13 protein-coding genes are annotated in these 17,019 nt (G+C 62.6%); 7 read left to right on the forward strand and 6 right to left on the reverse strand.

The features are described from left to right. The first annotated feature begins 69 nt into the window (after positions 1-69). Together glpK and V5N12_RS04905 are read left to right on the forward strand one after the other, a co-directional pair. Complete coding sequence (glpK, locus tag V5N12_RS04900; protein ID WP_332898031.1) at positions 70-1,611, forward strand: glycerol kinase GlpK; 1,542 nt, start codon at positions 70-72, stop codon at positions 1,609-1,611. Further along, complete coding sequence (locus V5N12_RS04905) at positions 1,612-2,715, forward strand: hypothetical protein (RefSeq protein ID WP_332898032.1); 1,104 nt, start codon at positions 1,612-1,614, stop codon at positions 2,713-2,715. Positions 2,716-2,731: 16 nt separating this feature from the next. Here V5N12_RS04905 and V5N12_RS04910 read toward each other — a convergent pair whose 3' ends face one another. Continuing rightward, on the reverse strand, positions 2,732-4,243 hold the full coding sequence (locus V5N12_RS04910; protein WP_332898033.1) for a class I adenylate-forming enzyme family protein: 1,512 nt from the start codon (positions 4,241-4,243) through the stop codon (positions 2,732-2,734). Positions 4,244-4,398: 155 nt separating this feature from the next. Beyond that, positions 4,399-5,175, reverse strand: a complete 777-nt coding sequence (locus V5N12_RS04915) for an IclR family transcriptional regulator (protein ID WP_332898034.1) — start codon at positions 5,173-5,175, stop codon at positions 4,399-4,401. Between the two features lie 359 nt (positions 5,176-5,534). Here V5N12_RS04915 and V5N12_RS04920 point away from each other — a divergent pair, with 359 nt between their 5' ends. After that, a complete protein-coding gene (locus tag V5N12_RS04920; RefSeq protein WP_332898035.1) occupies positions 5,535-6,638 on the forward strand; it encodes a hypothetical protein in 1,104 nt (367 codons plus the stop codon). Next, a complete protein-coding gene (locus tag V5N12_RS04925; RefSeq protein WP_332898036.1) occupies positions 6,638-8,392 on the forward strand; it encodes a GMC family oxidoreductase N-terminal domain-containing protein in 1,755 nt (584 codons plus the stop codon). The genes V5N12_RS04920 and V5N12_RS04925 overlap by 1 nt, the downstream gene beginning before the upstream one ends. Positions 8,393-8,476: 84 nt before the next feature. Here the strand turns inward: V5N12_RS04925 and mutS are convergent, their stop codons facing one another. Further along, entirely contained in the window at positions 8,477-11,098 is a 2,622-nt protein-coding gene (gene mutS, locus V5N12_RS04930) for a DNA mismatch repair protein MutS (RefSeq protein WP_332898037.1), read from the reverse strand. A gap of 356 nt (positions 11,099-11,454) precedes the next feature. On the opposite strand from mutS, the gene V5N12_RS04935 reads away from it, so the two are divergent. Continuing rightward, the gene (locus tag V5N12_RS04935) at positions 11,455-11,877 is read left to right on the forward strand and encodes an arsenate-mycothiol transferase ArsC (RefSeq protein ID WP_332898038.1); all 423 of its coding nucleotides are present in this window, start codon (positions 11,455-11,457) and stop codon (positions 11,875-11,877) included. Here the strand turns inward: V5N12_RS04935 and thiD are convergent. Genes thiD through V5N12_RS04950 form a run of 3 tightly spaced genes read right to left on the reverse strand, consistent with a single transcriptional unit; the run spans position 11,874 to position 15,316 of the window. Then, entirely contained in the window at positions 11,874-13,232 is a 1,359-nt protein-coding gene (gene thiD, locus V5N12_RS04940) for a bifunctional hydroxymethylpyrimidine kinase/phosphomethylpyrimidine kinase (RefSeq protein WP_332898039.1), read from the reverse strand. The two genes, V5N12_RS04935 and thiD, sit on opposite strands and share 4 nt — an antisense overlap. After that, entirely contained in the window at positions 13,229-14,257 is a 1,029-nt protein-coding gene (locus tag V5N12_RS04945; RefSeq protein ID WP_332898040.1) for an AIR synthase family protein, read from the reverse strand. The genes thiD and V5N12_RS04945 overlap by 4 nt, the downstream gene beginning before the upstream one ends. A gap of 48 nt (positions 14,258-14,305) precedes the next feature. Beyond that, positions 14,306-15,316, reverse strand: a complete 1,011-nt coding sequence (locus V5N12_RS04950) for an AIR synthase family protein (protein ID WP_332898041.1) — start codon at positions 15,314-15,316, stop codon at positions 14,306-14,308. Positions 15,317-15,456: 140 nt separating this feature from the next. Here V5N12_RS04950 and V5N12_RS04955 point away from each other — a divergent pair, with 140 nt between their 5' ends. Continuing rightward, positions 15,457-16,446 (forward strand): bile acid:sodium symporter family protein, encoded by a 990-nt coding sequence (locus tag V5N12_RS04955; RefSeq protein ID WP_332898042.1) that lies wholly within the window; start codon positions 15,457-15,459, stop codon positions 16,444-16,446. Positions 16,447-16,597: 151 nt separating this feature from the next. After that, positions 16,598-16,972 carry an SHOCT domain-containing protein gene (locus tag V5N12_RS04960; RefSeq protein ID WP_332898043.1) on the forward strand — a complete coding sequence of 125 codons (375 nt, stop codon included), beginning with the start codon at positions 16,598-16,600 and terminating at the stop codon, positions 16,970-16,972. Positions 16,973-17,019: the final 47 nt, after the last annotated feature.

The raw sequence follows: 17,019 nt of genomic DNA on the forward strand, positions 1-17,019 counted from the left end.
CAATAGGTCACTATTGTTCAGTCACAATCGACGGCGAAATTCCTCAACTCGTCGTCTCCCCCTCTACCAATGACAACACACACCTACGTCGGTGCAATCGACCAAGGAACGACCGGCACGCGATTCATGGTCTTCGACCACGCCGGACAGGTCGTCTCGAACGCCTACGAGACCCACGAACAGCACTACCCGAATCCCGGCTGGGTCGAACACGACCCGGTCGAAATCTGGGAGAACACCAAACTCGTCGTCTCACGAGCGCTCCGTGAGGCCGACATCGAACCCACCCAACTCGCCGCCCTCGGCATCACGAACCAGCGCGAAACGACGGTCATCTGGGACGCAGAAACCGGCACGCCGGTACACAACGCGCTGGTCTGGCAAGACCGCCGGACGACCGACCGCGTCGAACGTCTCGAAGCCGACGAGAAAGTCGAGTGGATTCGTGAGAAAACCGGCCTCGAAGCCGACGCCTATTTCTCTGCGACGAAAGCCGAGTGGCTGCTCGACAACGCAGACCCCATCAAGATTCAGCGCACCCGCCCCGAGGACGTGCGCGACCGCGCCGAAGCGGGCGAACTCCGCATGGGCACGATGGATACGTGGCTCATCTACAAACTCACCGGCCAGCACGTCACCGACGTGACAAACGCCTCGCGGACGATGCTCTACAACATCCGGGATTTGACGTGGGACGCAGAACTCCTCGCGGAGTTCGACATCCCGCGCAGTCTCCTCCCCGACGTGCGCCCCTCCAGCGACGACGAGTACTATGGGTACACCGATGCGGAGGGCTTCCTCGGCGCGGAAATCCCGGTCGCGGGTGCGCTTGGCGACCAACAAGCCGCCCTGTTCGGCCAGACGTGTTTCGATGAAGGCGACGCGAAGAACACCTACGGAACGGGGTCGTTCTTCCTCATGAACACCGGCGAGGAGGCCGTCAAAAGCGACCACGGTTTGCTCACGACGATTGGCTTTCAGCGTGCGGGCGAACCCGTCCAGTACGCCCTCGAGGGCTCAATCTTCATCACCGGCGCGGCAATCGAGTGGCTAGAAGACGTCGAACTCATCGCAGACCCCGCCCAAACCGCAGAACTCGCCCGGTCGGTCGATTCCACCGACGACGTGTACGTCGTCCCTGCGTTCACCGGCCTCGGTGCGCCCCACTGGGACGGTCGTGCGCGGGGAACCATCGTCGGCATCACCCGCGGGACGAAGCGCGAACACCTCGTGCGCGCGACGCTCGAATCCATCGCCTACCAGACCCGCGACGTGGCCGAAGCGATGGAGAGCGATTCGGGCATCGAGATGAACTATCTCCGCGTCGATGGCGGCGCGGTGAAGAACAACTTCCTCTGCCAACTCCAGTCCGACATCATCCAGACGGACATCGTTCGTCCCGAGGTTGACGAAACCACCGCACTTGGGGCGGCCTACGCCGCCGGACTCGCCGTTGGCTACTGGGAGACGGTCGACGAACTCAGGGACAACTGGCACGTAGACCGCGAGTTCACCCCGGAGATGGCAACGGCGGACGCCGACAAGAAATACGACCGCTGGCACGACGCCGTCGAACGCTCGCTTGACTGGGCGCGGGACGGAGGTAGCTAGATGGCGGTCGAACTGCTCGGCAACTCACTCGAAGCGTGGCTCGTCCTCGCCATCGCCGCGTTCGCGGGCGGCGCGTTCGGGGCGGCGCTCGGTGCGCTCCCGGCATTCATCTTCACCGGCTTCATGGTCATGGTCGGCGAGGCCGCGAACATTCTCAAGGCCGAACTCGGCGCGGCGGGCGTCGCCTCGGCCGATGCCATCAACGTGGGCATCACTGGGTCGATTGCCTTCGGCCCGGTGTTCGGTCCACACATCTCGTTTGCGGGCGGGGCAGCAGCCGCCGCCTACGCTGCGCGGAAAGGCTACATGGACACCGGGTTCGACTACTTCGAGGCGAAAAACATCGCCCACGCGCTCGGGACGAAACCCGACGTGCTCCTCGTCGGTGGCGCGTTCGGCATCTTGGGAATGGTCATCCGCCAGCTCTCGGGTGGCCTCGGCCTCCCGTGGGACCCTATCGCCATGGGCGTCGTCCTTTCGGCGATTTTCCACCGCCTCGTCCTTGGCTTCCCAGTCATCGGAGACGCCCGCGGCAGGGGGCTCCTCGACATGTCGCCGTTCGAGCGCGAAGAGATGCGCCAGACCGCAGAGGGCGGCAAAGTCGTCGCTGACGGCGGCCAGCCAGTCGCAGACGGCGGCGCGACGAGACGCTTTAAAGTCGAACCATGGCTCCCTCACCAGTACGAGTGGACGAACGTGGCGATGATTGGCCTCGTCGTCGGCATTCTCGCTGCCTACACCGCGGTCAAAACGGGGAGTTTCTTCCTCGCCTTTGGCATCAGCGCGGCGTCGCTCGTCTTCCTCGCCCTCGGTATCGAACAGATTCCCGTGACTCACCACATCGCGCTTCCGGCGAGTACGGCCGCGCTGGTCATCGTCCCCGAGACTGCTGCGACGGTGCCAATCCTGCCTGCGCTCGCGATTGGCGCGCTGTTCGGCGTAAGCGGCGCGCTCACAGGTGAAGTCATCCAGCGTGTCTTCTACGCGCACGCAGACACGCACTTCGACCCACCCGCGGCCGCCATCGTCGTCAACTCGTTTGCCATCGCAGTGCTCGCCTTTGTGGGTGTGTTCCCGCAGTTCGGGTGGATTCCCCATCCGTAGCGACGAGACACCGGTTCTAGTTGCGCGACTCAGTCCCGAACGTTTCCCGCAGTGACACTCGATTGATTTTACCCGTCACCGTTTTCGGAATCTCGTCGACGAACTCGATTCGCTGGGGCACTTCGTGTTCTTCGAGATTCGACAGGCAGGTTTCTCTCACATCTTCACGGGTCACGTCGTCGCTCGACCGGGTGATAATGGCGGTCACGACGGCCCCTCGAAGGTCGTCTCGGGCGTCGATGATGGCCGCTCCCGACACGCCCTTGATGTCGTAGAGGACGTCTTCGATCTCGCGCGGGTAGATGTTCGCACACCCCGTCGTGAACATGTCTTCGCGTCGGTCCACGATGAACAGGTGGCCGTCGTCGTCGAGCCAGCCGATGTCTCCAGAGCGCAGCCACCGCGTGCCGTCGCGTTCGACGAAGGATTTCCGGTCGTTTTGCGGGCGCTCGTAGCCCGGTGTCACGGTGTCGCCTGCCCATAGCAACTCGCCGCGCTCTCCCTGCGCGACGCGCTCGCCGGTGTCCAAATCCTCGATGCGTAGCGAAACGACTTCACGCGTCGGCGGACCGACGCTTCCGGCCTTTCGCTCGTGGGGGTCTGGTCGGTTGAACGCGGCCAGTGGCGTCGTTTCGGTCATGCCGTAGCCTTCGAGGACGGCGCAGTCGAGCACCGACTCGGCCTCGTTGAATCGGCCTCTCGGGAGGGGTGCCCCGCCGACGCCGACGAGTTCGAGCGACGAGCTGTCGTAGTGGTCGAGGCGCGGGTCGTCGATGAGGTCGATGAGCATGCTCGGGGTCAGGAAGGTGTAGGTCACTCGGGCGTTTTCGATGGTGGCGAGGACGCGTTCTGTGTCGAATTCAGATAGAAGGTGGTTCGTCGCCTCAGCGAGGAGGAGTGGCGTCGTCGTGACGTTGAGGCCGGTCACATGGAAGCACTGACACACGGTGAGGCCGACGGTCTGGCGCGTCAAGCCGAGTGCGTTGGTGATGCCGTGGGCGTTTGCGAGGATGTTCCCGTGGGTGTGGTGGACGCCTTTTGGTTGGCCGGTCGTCCCCGAGGTGTAGAACACCTCCGCGAGTTCGTCGTTTCGCCGTGGATGAACCGCGTATTCGGTATCCGCCGCTTCGAGCAGGTCGGGAAACGCGTGTCCAACGCTTCCATCGACGGAAATCGGCGTGGCCACGGATGTTGCGACTTCTGTGAACGATTCGTCGGTAACGAACACCGATACATCGCTCACGTCGAGGATGTGGCGAATCTTCGAGGGAGGAAACCGAGTGTTGATGGGGACGGGAATCGCGCCGCGCTTCATCGCGCCGAGATGCGCGGTCAGCAGCTCAAGGCTGTTTTGCAGGCAGATGGCAACGCGCTCACCGGGGGAGACGCCGAGCGTTTCGAAGGCGTTCGCAGCCGCGCCCGTCCGTTCTGCCAGCGTCGCGTAGGTGAGGAGCGACTCCGTATCGCTCACCGCCGGTTTGACCGGGGCGTTCCCAGCGGCGCGGTCAACGACGTTTGCGAAGTTCATGCGCGACGATTCGTTTCGTTGCCCATCTGTGTTTCCCACAATTGTTTGGTATCAACAACGAGACACAACGGGGTCGCCGCGGTGGCTGACTGCTGAACCGGTCGCCTCGCCGACGCTCGCCATCACGAACTGTCCCATAATGTGGGACACGAGGGTCAGTCAGAGAGCGTAGCAAAGACGATGTCCTCGCGGATGCTCTCCGCTTTCTCACGGACGATGGTTGCGAGGTCGCCGTCCAGTTCAGACCGCAGGTCGCTCGCGGGGCCGTAGGCGGCGATTGCGCCGTACACCTGTTCGTCGGTGGCGACGGGAGCCGCGACGCCGACGATGCCCTGAATCATCTCGCCGGTATCGACCGCATAGCCTCTCTCACGGATGGTCGTCAACTCCGCTGTGAGGGTGTCTTCAGTCGTGAGCGTCCGGTCTGTGCGTGCTGGCAGTCCGTGGTGGGCTACGATTTCGTGCACTCTCTTTGCTGTGAATTGGGCGAGAATCGCTTTCCCCGGGGCATTCGTGTGGAGGTGTTCGTGCGTCGGATAGACGTGTCGAGACGAGGGTGGGAGCTTCTCGTAGTCCCAGCGAGTTGCGAGCAATATAGCTCCCCGACCGTTTTCCTCGATGACGAGTTGACTGTAGGTGTTCGTCTGGTCTGCGAGCGATTTTGCCGCCTGGCGCCCGTGTAAGAACAGGTCGTTGCTGTTGCGCGACTCCCGGCCGAGACGGAGAAACTGCGTACTAAGCTGGTAGCTACCGCCGCGTTTTACGAGGTAGCCAAGTGCTTCTAACGTCCGAAGGTGGTTGTGGACGGTGCTTTTCGGGAGCGAGAGTGCGTTGGATAGTTCAGTTGTCCCGGCGATTTCTCGCTCTCGAATCTCATCGACGATTGCGTACGAGCGCTTCACCGAGTTGATGGGTACGGCCGGGTCATCCATGTCACTGTGTCTCAGTGTGTGCACTTAGTTCTGTTCGATAATGTGGGACAAACGTGGTTCGACAGACCCGCGGAACACCCTCAAAAATGCGTTCTTACCAGAAAATACGCATTTATTTCTGCGAGATAATCTCACCATCACTTGTTGGCTAATTTGCCAATAATTGGTGTTTGAATGGCTACTTGGCCACATTACTCTATGAGGCGAACCCACCTACTAACTCAAATTTATAATTTATCAATCAATACCAAGATTTATTTAACCACCCCAATATTGGCTGATACGGGATACGCCAGCAGTTGGCAGCCGGTTGTTGGTATTGCCCTCGTACAGTGACAACCATGACCAGAAAACGCTCTATGACGCGCAGAGGCGTCATGAAAGGCATCGGCGGTATCGCCGCACTTTCGATGTCGAACGCGACACTTGCAGATGCACAGGCCGCACTGACCGACCCACTTCCCAGTGACCCCCACACGGCAGACACCTATCGGTCAATCGTGGACGCAATCATTCCCCGAACCCCCGAGCTCGAAGCCGAACTCGGCCCGGAACACGTCCCGGGCGGGCTGGACGCAGAGTTGGAGAAGTTCCTCATCTGGGATTTCAACCACTTCCAGGAAATTCGCTCTGAGATGGTCACCGAAAACCTCGACGGTTCCGGCGTCGGGATGCCCCGCGCCATGTTCGAATTCAGCCTCGACACCGGTGGCCTCGGCTCGGATTTAGACGCACTCCTCGACCTCGCAGACCTCTCGTTGCTCGACTTACTCGACCTCGGCCTCGACGCCGACGCCCTCGAAGACTACCTTACCTTCGGCGCGCTCGATAGCATTGACGTATCGTTTGCCGACCTCGATACGACGAGAGAGGGCGTCGCTGCGTTCGACCTGACCGTCGAATCTGACGGGGAAGTGTTCCACCAAGTGCTCCAGAACTACCCCTACGCGCCGGTGTTCACCCTCGCGTTCGACCTCGTTGCGGCGGAGTTCCTCGCAACCGGAAAGAATCACGAACCGGCTGCACCCAACGACAAATTCCCCGCTGGCGGGACGTTCACGCAACTCGCGCCGAAAGACCGACTGCGCTGTCTGTGGACCATCGTCGATGGCGGCGTCCTCGACGCGCTCGACGACCTCCTTTCGCCCATGATCCCAGACGTTGGCATCCTGAAGTTCGTCGTGATGGCGGTGAACGGCCTCCATGGGTTTGGCTACTACACCGAGTGGTCTGGCTATGGCAGCACGAAAAAGGCCACACCGAACGACCGTGAGATGGAGGTGCCCGCAGGCGAGGTACAGAGCAGACAACAGACCGATTACCCCGGCCCCGCACCCGGCTACGCCGCAAACTGGCGACACGCGGTTCCCGGCGGGTTCAAAGACCCGAAAGCGAAGAATCTGAACTTACCCGACGACCTCGCTGGCGATGACGTCATCGACGGTCTCGGAGGTGGAAACTAATGAACGACCCAGACGTTATCGTCATCGGCGCAGGAGCCGACGGCCCGGCAGCGGCGTGGAAACTCGCAACCGACCACGGCTTAGACGTGCTCATCCTCGAAGCCGGCGCGTGGCACGGCAACAAAAACTGGCCACAGCCACACGCCGACGCGGGCGGGACCGTGAGCACCGACCCCGCTGACTTAGACGGGAAACTCTTAGACGAGCAGTTCACCCACCGCGAAGCCGACGCGAACGACCCGACGTGGGGATATCTCAGAGTTGGCCCCGCAGACCACTCCCGGGCCCCGTGGTTCCGCAACCTCCACCAGAACGCGTTCATCTGGCAGATTAGCGCCGTTGGTGGCACGTCGCTGCACTACTTCGCAAACCACCCGCGGGCCTACCCCTACGCCATCGACACCCAAGACCACTGGCCCATCTCCTACGAGGAACTCGTCCCCTACTACCAGCTTAACGAGGAGATGACGAGCACTCAGCAGGCACCCATGACGGGCAAAGAAGAGGTCTTCATCGAAGGCGCAACCAACGCGGGCTACCCGCTCATCGACACGAAAAACGTCACCGAAACCGGGTGGCGGCCACAGGCGAACGCCGTCGAAGTGCCGGGTCGCGAAACCTCGAACGGCCAACCGCTCGACGCCGACTACGAAGGGTCGTTCAGTTACGACGACGGCTTCCGCGGCGACACGCTCGTTGGCGACCACTTCCAAGGCTCCTCGACGCCGGTTGACGCGCCCGTCCGCGACAAGGCCCGCAAATCGAGCAACGTGAGCTACGTGCCTCCTGCACTGGACACGAACAACGACCCCACGATGGGGAACGTCGCCATCCGGCCAAACGCCTACGTCACCAACATTGAGACGACGGGTGGGCCGGGCAGCATCGAAGCAAACGGCGTCACCTTCCGCGATAGCTGGTCGGGCCAGACACAGACCGTGGAAGCCGATACCGTCGTCCTCGCGGGCGGTTGTATCGAGTCGCCACGCCTTTACCTCAACTCCGGGCTGCCGGACGACGGCTGGGTTGGCAAGGGCCTCACCACCCACTGGTTCGACTGGGTCGTCGGCGTCTACGACGACGAAACTGTCGCGGAGATCAACCCCGAGGGCGAGCACATGGACCCGTACATCGGCCAGAACTCCGCCGTCCGCTTCGACAAGCCGGGCGTCGGTGGGATGGAAGACATCGGGATGTCCCCCGGTCTCGTCTCCTACGCCGACTATCTGTTCAGCCAGGCCGGCTACAGCTTCGACACGCCCGTGGACCCCGACGAACCGTGGGACACCCGCGGCTACGTCGTCGGCGAGGAACTGAAACGTCGGATGTCGGATTACCGCAAGACGAAGGCGCTGCTCATCCTCACCGACGACCTGCCGCGCCAGGACAATGGCGTTTCGCTCGACAACACCTTCTCGGACGAACACGGGGCCGTGCCGAAGGTCAAGTGGTCGCCTCACCCTGACGACGACGCCAAACGCGACGAACTCTGTCGCATCGCCGCGCGCATCCACAAGGAAGCCGGCGCAGAGCACGTCCACCGGTGTGACTGGCCGCCGTTGCTCCTCCACATGCAGTCGTCGATGCGGATGGGTGAGGTGCTCGACTCGAACGCCGAGGCAAAGAACGTAGACCGCCTGTTCGTCGCAGACCACTCCGCGCTCGCAAACGGCCTCGGCGGTCCGAACCCGACGAACACGGGGCAGGCGCTCGCCCTGCGGACGGCCGACAAAATCGCCAGCCTCTATTTCTAAGTTCCACCCTCACTCCCTTTTCCCAACCCCCTCCCTTCCCCACACCCTCACTCCTCTTCCCGGCCTCCCACACTTCTTCCCACCCTATTCGCTTAACCGCGACTGCCACCGCTCGACCAACCCCATCAATTCGACCGGCGAAATCTCGTTGACGTTCGTTTCGCGCAACTCTTCGAGCACCGCCTCGGTCGTCGGGTCGCGCGGCGCTGACTCGGTTTCAGGCGCTTGTTCTGGCTCGTCGCGCAACTGTCCCGACCCCAAATCAAACACGACTTGTTTCGTCCCGCCTATGCCGCCGCGCACGTCGATTGCCTTGTCCTTTCGCAACCGGTCGAGCACGTCGTCTGCGCGGGTCACGACGGGGCGGGGAACGCCCGCCAACTCCGCGACGTGAACCCCATACGAGCGGTCTGCCGGCCCGTCTCGAATCGTCCGAAGGAAGGTCACGTCGCCGTCGCGTTCGTCTGCGCCCATGTGGACGTTGTGCACCGTCGGCAGGCGACCGGCGAGGCTCGTGAGTTCGTGATAGTGCGTGGCGAACAGCGTTTTCGCCCGTATCTCGTTCACGAGATACTCCGTCGCCGCCCACGCAATCGAGATGCCGTCGTAGGTTGCGGTGCCCCGGCCCACCTCGTCTAAGATGACGAGCGAATCCTCGGAGGCGGAGTGGAGAATGTTCGCCAACTCCTGCATCTCGACCATGAACGTCGACCGTCCCTGTGCCAACTCGTCAAGTGCGCCGACCCGGGTGAAGATACCATCGACGAGGCCGATTCGCGCCGCCTTCGCCGGGACGAAACTGCCCACTTGTGCGAGCAAGACGATGAGCGCGACTTGGCGCATGTAGGTGGATTTCCCGCTCATATTCGGCCCGGTCACGATGAGGAACGCACGGTCGTCGTCAAGGCGCGCGTCGTTCGGGACGAACTCGGTGGTCTGTTCGACCACGGGGTGACGGCCTGCCTCGATTTCGACTGCCCCACTCTCGGCTAACTCCGGGCGCACCCATCGGTACTTCGCGGCGTGGGCGGCGAAACTGGCGAGCACGTCGAGTTTCGCGAGCGCACGCCCCACGTCCTGCAACAGCGGCGCTTCGGCGGCGACTTCGGCGCGAAGTTCCTGAAACAGTTCGTACTCCAACTCGCCGCGCTGTTCTTCGACCTGCAAAATGTCGCGTTCTTTCTCCTCAAGCTCGGGAATCGTGTAGCGTTTCGAGTTCTTGAGCGTCTTTATCTCGCGGTACTCCTCGGGAACCTTCTCGACCTGTGACTTGCCGACCTGGATGTAGTAGCCGTCCGTCCGATTGCGGTCTACCTGCAGGTGTGAGATACCGTACTTCGACTTCTCGCGGCTTGCTACGCTCTCTATCCAGTCGAGGGCGTCGTCGTGTCGGGTGATGAGTTCGTCTAACTCCTCGTCGTAGCCGTAACGAAACAGGCCGCCTTGGGTCACCGTCGCGGGCGGGTCGTCTGCGAGCGCGTCTTCGAGGCGGTCGTGGAGTCGCGCGGCGGCCGCTCGGTCTGGTTCGCCGACGATGTGTGAGAGCGGCGCGTCGCTGAGAATCGGGTCGGCTGAAATCGCGCTGTCAACGTCGGGGAGCAACGCGAGTGTGTCTCGAATCTGGAGTAGCTGATTCGCGCCAGCACTGCCGGAGGCCGCGCGACTCGCCAACCGTTCGACGTCGTATGCGTCACCAAGAATTTCTCTAAGTTCTTCGCGCGCGAGGGCGGCATCTGCGAGCGCGGCGATACACTGCTGGCGGGTTTCGAGAACCTGTGTCGAGCGTCGGGGACGCTGGAGCCACGCCTTGAGCAGGCGGCCGCCGGGACTCGTTACCGTGTGGTCAACCGTCTCGAACAGCGACTGGCCGCCGAGGCCCATCGCCTCTGCGAGTTCGAGGTTTCGCTGGGTCGTCGCGTCGAGTTCGACGTGGTCGTCCGCGTAATACGGGTGCAAGCGCGTCATCGATTGGAGGACACCCACGCCGGACTCTTCGACGTAAGAAAGGACTGCCCCGGCGGCCTGAATCGCGGCTGTTGCCTCTGCGAGACCGACGCTTGCGAGTGCTTCGTCGCCGAACTGCTCTGTGACGGTGTGGCGGGCACGACCCGGTGCGAAGGCGTCTGCGGCGTGCAGCGAGAGCGAGGCGTCGGTTCGAGAGCGGAGCGAATCGAGGAACGATTCGTTGCCGCGAATCGTCGGACCGGGCAGGATTTCTGCGGGCGCAAAGCGGTAGAGTTCAGTGAGAGCGGCGGCTTCATCCTTGACTTCCGTGGCGTGGAACTGGCCCGTCGTCACGTCCGCGAACGCGAGGCCGAACCTCTCGTCACCTTGGACGACGGCGGCGAGGTACTGGGCGTCTGCGGAGGTGGTTTCGAGGAGCGTGCCGGGGGTGACGACGCGGACGATTTCGCGGGCGAGTCCACCGTCTGCGGTGTCGTACTGGTCTGCGACGGCGACGCGGTAGCCGCGTTCGACGAGCGCCTTGAGGTACGGGGTGAGTTCTTTGAGCGGGACGCCTGCCATCGGATACGACGACCCGTGGCTCGATTTCTGCGAGACTTTCAAGTCGAGTTCGTCGCCGACGAGTTCGGCGTCGTCTGCGAAAAACTCGTAGAAATCGCCACACTGCATCGCCAGAATATCGGCATCCGTAGACTCCTTGAGCGAGAGAAATTCGCCAACGATGCCCGTCGCCTCAGTCATACCTTGCACTCTCTGCGAAACAGGGTAAAACGCTGTGGGTTCGTCCGGACACCACGTTTCGGGGAGTCGTCTCCCTGCCACAATAGCTCTCTGTAGGGTTCATAGCGAGTTATTTGCCCCCGATGACACAATGTGCAGATGGCGTACGACACAGACAGGCATCAGCAACACAGCCCACACGAACCAGTCAATCCAGGTGGCAGTTACTGTCAACCGCCGGTTGCAGCCATACCGTTCGAAGACCGTGTCGAACCGTTCGATACCGTAAAACCGGCCGTCCAAATCATCCATCCAACCGCACCGCGGGCTGCGTACGCCATCTTTCTCTCCTTTCGATACCACAACCACACCAACACATGCGTTCTACAAACTCCACAAAAATCGCCTTCGTCTGCGTCCAGAATGCAGGCCGCAGCCAGATGGCGTTTGCCTTCGCAGAACGCGAACGCACCCGCCGAAACGCAGACCACATCACCCTGCTCACCGGCGGGACGAACCCCGCCGCCCACGTCCACGAGACCGTGGCGCAGGTCATGGCCGAAGTCGGTCTCGATATCGCAAACCGCGAGCCGCGTGAAGTCACACCTGACGACCTCGCTGAGTACGACTACGTCATCACGATGGGCTGTTCTGCCGACGACGTGTGTCCATTCGGCTGGGGCGGTGAGAGCCGCGACTGGGCGTTGGACGACCCGCACGGAAAATCAACAGACGAAGTCCGCGAGATTCGAGACGAAATCGAGCGGCGAGTTGGCGAGTTGTTTGACGAACTCGCCTAATCGAGCGCCGCGAGCAGGTCAAGCGCCCGCGCCGCGAGCGTGTCTGCATCCTTCGCGACGAGTTTCACGATTGGCTCCTTACCGATTTCTCCCCTATCAATGACCGCGACGGGCGTCTCGCCATCCCCACTAAAGGCACGGCGTGCACCCCAGCCCATCGTGTTGCCTTCTTCTGCTTTCACGTCGTCTGGCTCCTCGCCGCGGTCGAACTCTGCGAGCGACCAGCCCAATTCGTTCAGCGCGGCTTCCACGTCGTCATCGAAGCGGCAGTTCACCGCGAATCGAAGTTGTGGGACGGCTTCGCGGGCGCCGAGCAGGAAGCGCGCGACGTGGCTCGACGCGCCGAAGCGAACGCCGCGATTCGGTTTGACACCTGAAAGCGTGCGGGTGATGCGCCCTTCGACGGCCGCTGTTTCAGACACTGCTTCGGCGTACGGTGTCGCGCCCACGACGTTCATGCCGATTTCGGGGACGAGCGCACGCGCGTCTGCTTCGACGAACTGCTGGACGATACCCTCGACCGCCTCCGCGGTCTCATCGCGGGCGGCTTTGTTTCTGAGGCCGACGAGGTGGTGTACCGCGCCCGGTCCCTTACCCACATCCAGCGGATAGCGAACCGCGCGGGTCATGAATGAAATGCCCGCGCCGACGGCGTCGGTGAGCGCGTCGCCGTGCGCGAGCCGGGCGGCAATCGCACTCGACAAGGTGCAGCCGGAGCCGTGAGTCGCGTCGGTTTCAACGCGCTGGTGGGTGAAACGCGCCACCTCGTCGGTCACAAGCACGTCCACGACTTTCTTGCCGGAGACGTGCCCGCCTTTGACGAGCGCGGCGTCCGCGCCCATTTCGACCAACTGTTCACCAGCGGCGATGGCGTCTTCGGTCGTCTCAATCTCAATGCCGGTCAGAACGGTCGCTTCATCCGCGTTCGGCGTGACGAGCGTGGCCTTCGCAATCAATTCCTCGTAGGCGGCTTCGCCTTCTCGCTCGAACAGGCGGTCACCCGAGGTAGCGACCATCACGGGATCAACCACGAGTGGTGCGTCGAGGTCGGCCACGCGCTCGGTGATGGCCGCGACGACATCAGCGCTGGCGAGCATGCCGGTTTTCACCGCGCGCACGTCGAAATCCGAGACGACAGCGTCGTACTGCGACTCGATTTCCGCGACGGGCAGGGTGAACGCGCCGGTCACGCCTTGGGTGTTCTGGGAGGTCACGCTCGTCACGACGCTCGTGGCGAACGCGCCGTGGGCCTCCATCGTCTTGATATCGGCCTGAATGCCCGCGCCACCGCCCGAATCGCTCCCGGCGATGGTCAGGCACACGGGCGGCGCAACGGGGGCTGGCGTTCGGGTCATTGCAGGTCTGCAAGCTTGCCCATGTTCTCCTCGAACGCTCCCCAGAATGGGTCGATGCCGGGGTGGTCGGTCGGCTCGCCATCAACGACGAGGCCGGAGCCAGAGACCACTTCCCCGACCTCTGCGGCCGGAATGCCTTCTGCGTCGAGCGCGGCGAGCACGTCATCGACACCCTCCGGCGAGACGGTGGCCAGAAGCGTCCCTTCGCTGATGGCGTGCCACATCTCGATGTCGAAGAAGTTGCAGGTCTCCCGGACGCCCGGCAGGACGGGCACGGCGTCGGTTTCGAGTTCGATGCCGACGCCAGCGGAGCGCGCGACTTCGTAGAGCCCGCCGTAGATGCCACATTCGGTGGCGTCGTGCATCGCGGTGACCGGTCCTGCGGCCGCCGCGACGAGCGCGTCCTGTACCGGACTCATGTCGTAGAAGCGGTCTTTTGCGGCAGAAAGCGCCTCGGCGTCCATTTCACCCTCCATCAGCGGTTCGAACTGAATCGAGAGCAGGCCCGTCGCCTCGACTGCGGGTCCTTTCGTGATGATGACTTTGTCACCCACTTGCGCGCCGTTCGGTTTCACGAGGTCGTCGAACTCGCCGACGGCGATGGCCGTCGCGCCGCCGACCATCGGGTAGTTACAGCCAGCATAGCGGGCAGTGTGACCCGTCACGACGCTCACGCCGAGTTCCTTCGCCTCGGCGTCGAACGTTTCCCAGATGGTGGCGAACTCCTCGTCGGTGATTTCCGGTGGGAGATTGAAGTCAATCGAGAGGTGCGTCGGCGTCATGCCCGAGACAGCCACGTCGCTCATCAGGATGTGAAACGCGAACCACGCCGCGCGCTCGAAGCCGAGCGAGGGCATGATGAACACGGGGTCGGTCGCAAGCGCCACCGCCTTCCCACCCACGTCAATGACGCCGAAGTCGACGCCGTGTTGCGGTGAGAGTATCTCATCTTCCCGGTCTGCACCCAAGTTCGGGTAGATGTACTCGTCGAAAAAGTCGCCGTCAATTTTCCCCAAGTCTGCCATAGTGGGGATTACAACTAATTACTATTAGTCAGTAATGGTCTGGTGGAATTACGTCTTCTCTGCGTACTCGGCGTACACCGCCCACGACGGGTCAACTTCGGGGTGTTCGATGCGCTCGCCCGCCGCGAACACGCCCTCGCCCTCACTTATTTCGCCCACGTCGGCGACGAGGATACCTTCGGCTTCGAGGGCGGCGATGACTGCATTTGCGGCTGACGGCTTGGCGGTCAACAGCAACGTCCCACAGCTGGTCGAAGCCCACGGGTTCATGCCGAGGTAGTCGCAGACGGCTTCCACGCCGGGGAGCATCGGCACGGCGTCGGGGTGGAAGTCGATGCGGACGCCCGCCCCGCGCGCGAGTTCGACCAATCCGCCGTGGACACCGCCCTCGGTGGCGTCGTGCATCGCTGTGACGCCGCCCGTGGCTCCGGCGATGAGCGCATCTTTGACGACGCTCGTATCCGCCATGCGTGACCGGGCCTGTTCGAGCACGTCTTCGGGGAGGGTCAGCTGGTCGCCAAACAGCGTCGTGAGCAGCCCCACCGCCTCTGCGGCCGGGCCTTTCGTGATGAGCAGGCGGTCGCCGGGGCGTGCGCCGTCGGGTCGGATTACGTCTGCGGGGTCACCGACGCCGAGCACCGTCGCCGCGCCGACCCACGGAAACTCGATACCCGCATAGCGGGCGGTATGGCCGGTGACGACGCTCACGCCGAGCTCTTTGGCTTCTGCGTCGATGGTTTCCCAAATGGTCGCAAACTGTTCGTCGGTAATCTCCGGCGGGAGGGAAAACGAGATGGCGAGATGTGTGGGTGGAATTCCAGACACTGCAACGTCTGCGAGGACGATGTGGAGGGCGAAACGAGCGGCCTGCTCGAAGCCGAGCTGCGGGAGAATTGAGACGGGGTCGGTGGCGATGACGACGGCTTTCTCGCCCACGGAGAGGACGCCGAAGTCGATACCGTGTTTCGGGCCGAGCACCACGTCCTCGCGCGCCGCGCCCAGATGTGGGTAGATGTGGGCGTCGAAAAACGCGCGGTCTACCTTGCCGAGGTCGGTCATATGCGCACTTGGAGGCTGGGTGAGTAAAAGGCGTCCTCCTGTGGTCGCGTCGGAAAATCGATACACCTAATTCGTTCACCGGGTGGATACATGTATATGTCACGACATACCATGTCTCGACTCGGTCTGGTGGTTTACAGATGAGCGCTCTCGGTGCAATCCGTCGAATCAGTGGCCTCGCAAGCGACTACTTCGTCCTCTGGGTGCTCCTCTTTTCGGGTATCGCGCTCGCAGAACCGTCGCTGTTTACGTGGATTGCGAGTCGTGGCCTCATCGCCCCCGGACTTGGCCTCATCATGCTCGGCATGGGCCTCACCTTGCGTCCGGTTGACTTCCGCAGACTCGCCGAAGAGCCGCGCGACGTTGCCATCGGCGCGCTCGCCCAGTGGATTGTGATGCCGCTTGCGGCCTACGCGCTGACCATCGTCCTCTCACTGCCTCCAGAGCTTGCCATCGGCGTCATCCTCGTCGGCGCGGCCCCCGGTGGCACGGCGTCGAACGTGATGGCCTATCTCGGAAAAGGCGACGTTGCCCTTTCGGTCGCCATCACGACGGTGACGACACTCGCCGCGCCGCTCATCATGCCCGCGTGGGTCGTCCTCCTCGCGGGCGAATCGCTCGACGTGACGTTCATGAGCCTGTTTACGAGCATCGTCCAAATCGTCTTCATCCCCGTTGTCCTCGGGTTCGCGCTGCGCTACATTTTGGATGAGAAAGCTCCCGAGGTCGCAGAAGCCGGACTCGACATCTTCCCGCTCGTGAGCGTCGCCACCATCGTCGCCATCGTCGCGGCCGTCGTCGGCCTGAACGTCGAGAACATTCTGACTGCTGGCGCGGCCGTCCTCGTCGCCGTCGTCGCCCACAACGCCATCGGCCTCGGCGCGGGCTACGGCGTTGGCCGCCTCGCGGGCATGGACGAAGACCGGGTGCGCACCTGTACGTTCGAAGTCGGCCTCCAGAACAGCGGGTTGGCCGTCGCGCTCGCCACGGCGTTTTTCAGCCCGACCGCCGCGCTCGTCCCAGCGCTGTTCAGCGTCTGGCACAACGTCACCGGCCCAGCGCTCGCAAGCTACTTCTCGCGCGGGGAGTCGGACGTTGAGGCATCTCGAACGCACGCCATGAGCGAGTAACCTCCCCACTCTCTCACGGCATGGGCTGATTTTTACGCACTGCAGTTTCGAATCCGAGATTTGCAGGCACCAATCCCGTTGAATCGAAGGGGTAAGTCTATTGAGATATCCGCGCGTATCTTCTCTTGTAGACCATACACTGGTGATTCCCATGACCACAGCATCTTCACAACGACAATTGCTCTGGGTGGCGCTCGTCATTCTCGCCGCGTTTCTCATCCTTCCGGCCCTCCTCATGGGCTTTGGACTGATGGGCTATGGCCCCATGATGGGCGGCGTCTGGGGTGGCGGCTTTGGCATGAACAGCGGAACGGTTCCCGGTTGGATGGTGGCCGCTGGCTTCCTGATGCAGCTCCTGTTCTTCGTCGCCATCCTCGCCGGCGGCTACCTGCTCGTGCGGGCGGTGACCGGGACGCAGGGAAGCGACCGTGCCCTCGATGAACTCAGACTTGCCTACGCACGGGGCGACCTGACCGACGAGGAGTACGACGAGCGAAAACGGCGGCTCGAAACAGATCGCCCCTAAGCCAACTCACGGGTTTAGAACCTAGCATACATCGCCCCTTCTAATTT

Source organism: Haladaptatus sp. CMSO5 (assembly GCF_036689885.1).
Taxonomy (GTDB): domain Archaea; phylum Halobacteriota; class Halobacteria; order Halobacteriales; family Halococcaceae; genus QDMS2.

What these genes read in the sequence shown, in the direction of transcription:
- V5N12_RS04920 (WP_332898035.1), top strand. Translation starts at nt 5,535, where the DNA reads ATGACGCGCAGAGGCGTCATGAAAGGCATCGGCGGTATCGCCGCACTT.
- glpK (WP_332898031.1), top strand. Translation starts at nt 70, where the DNA reads ATGACAACACACACCTACGTCGGTGCAATCGACCAAGGAACGACCGGC.
- mutS (WP_332898037.1), bottom strand. Translation starts at nt 11,098, where the DNA reads ATGACTGAGGCGACGGGCATCGTTGGCGAATTTCTCTCGCTCAAGGAG.
- V5N12_RS04905 (WP_332898032.1), top strand. Translation starts at nt 1,612, where the DNA reads ATGGCGGTCGAACTGCTCGGCAACTCACTCGAAGCGTGGCTCGTCCTC.
- V5N12_RS04960 (WP_332898043.1), top strand. Translation starts at nt 16,598, where the DNA reads ATGACCACAGCATCTTCACAACGACAATTGCTCTGGGTGGCGCTCGTC.
- V5N12_RS04925 (WP_332898036.1), top strand. Translation starts at nt 6,638, where the DNA reads ATGAACGACCCAGACGTTATCGTCATCGGCGCAGGAGCCGACGGCCCG.
- V5N12_RS04945 (WP_332898040.1), bottom strand. Translation starts at nt 14,257, where the DNA reads ATGGCAGACTTGGGGAAAATTGACGGCGACTTTTTCGACGAGTACATC.
- V5N12_RS04950 (WP_332898041.1), bottom strand. Translation starts at nt 15,316, where the DNA reads ATGACCGACCTCGGCAAGGTAGACCGCGCGTTTTTCGACGCCCACATC.
- V5N12_RS04915 (WP_332898034.1), bottom strand. Translation starts at nt 5,175, where the DNA reads ATGGATGACCCGGCCGTACCCATCAACTCGGTGAAGCGCTCGTACGCA.
- V5N12_RS04935 (WP_332898038.1), top strand. Translation starts at nt 11,455, where the DNA reads ATGCGTTCTACAAACTCCACAAAAATCGCCTTCGTCTGCGTCCAGAAT.
- V5N12_RS04955 (WP_332898042.1), top strand. Translation starts at nt 15,457, where the DNA reads ATGAGCGCTCTCGGTGCAATCCGTCGAATCAGTGGCCTCGCAAGCGAC.
- thiD (WP_332898039.1), bottom strand. Translation starts at nt 13,232, where the DNA reads ATGACCCGAACGCCAGCCCCCGTTGCGCCGCCCGTGTGCCTGACCATC.
- V5N12_RS04910 (WP_332898033.1), bottom strand. Translation starts at nt 4,243, where the DNA reads ATGAACTTCGCAAACGTCGTTGACCGCGCCGCTGGGAACGCCCCGGTC.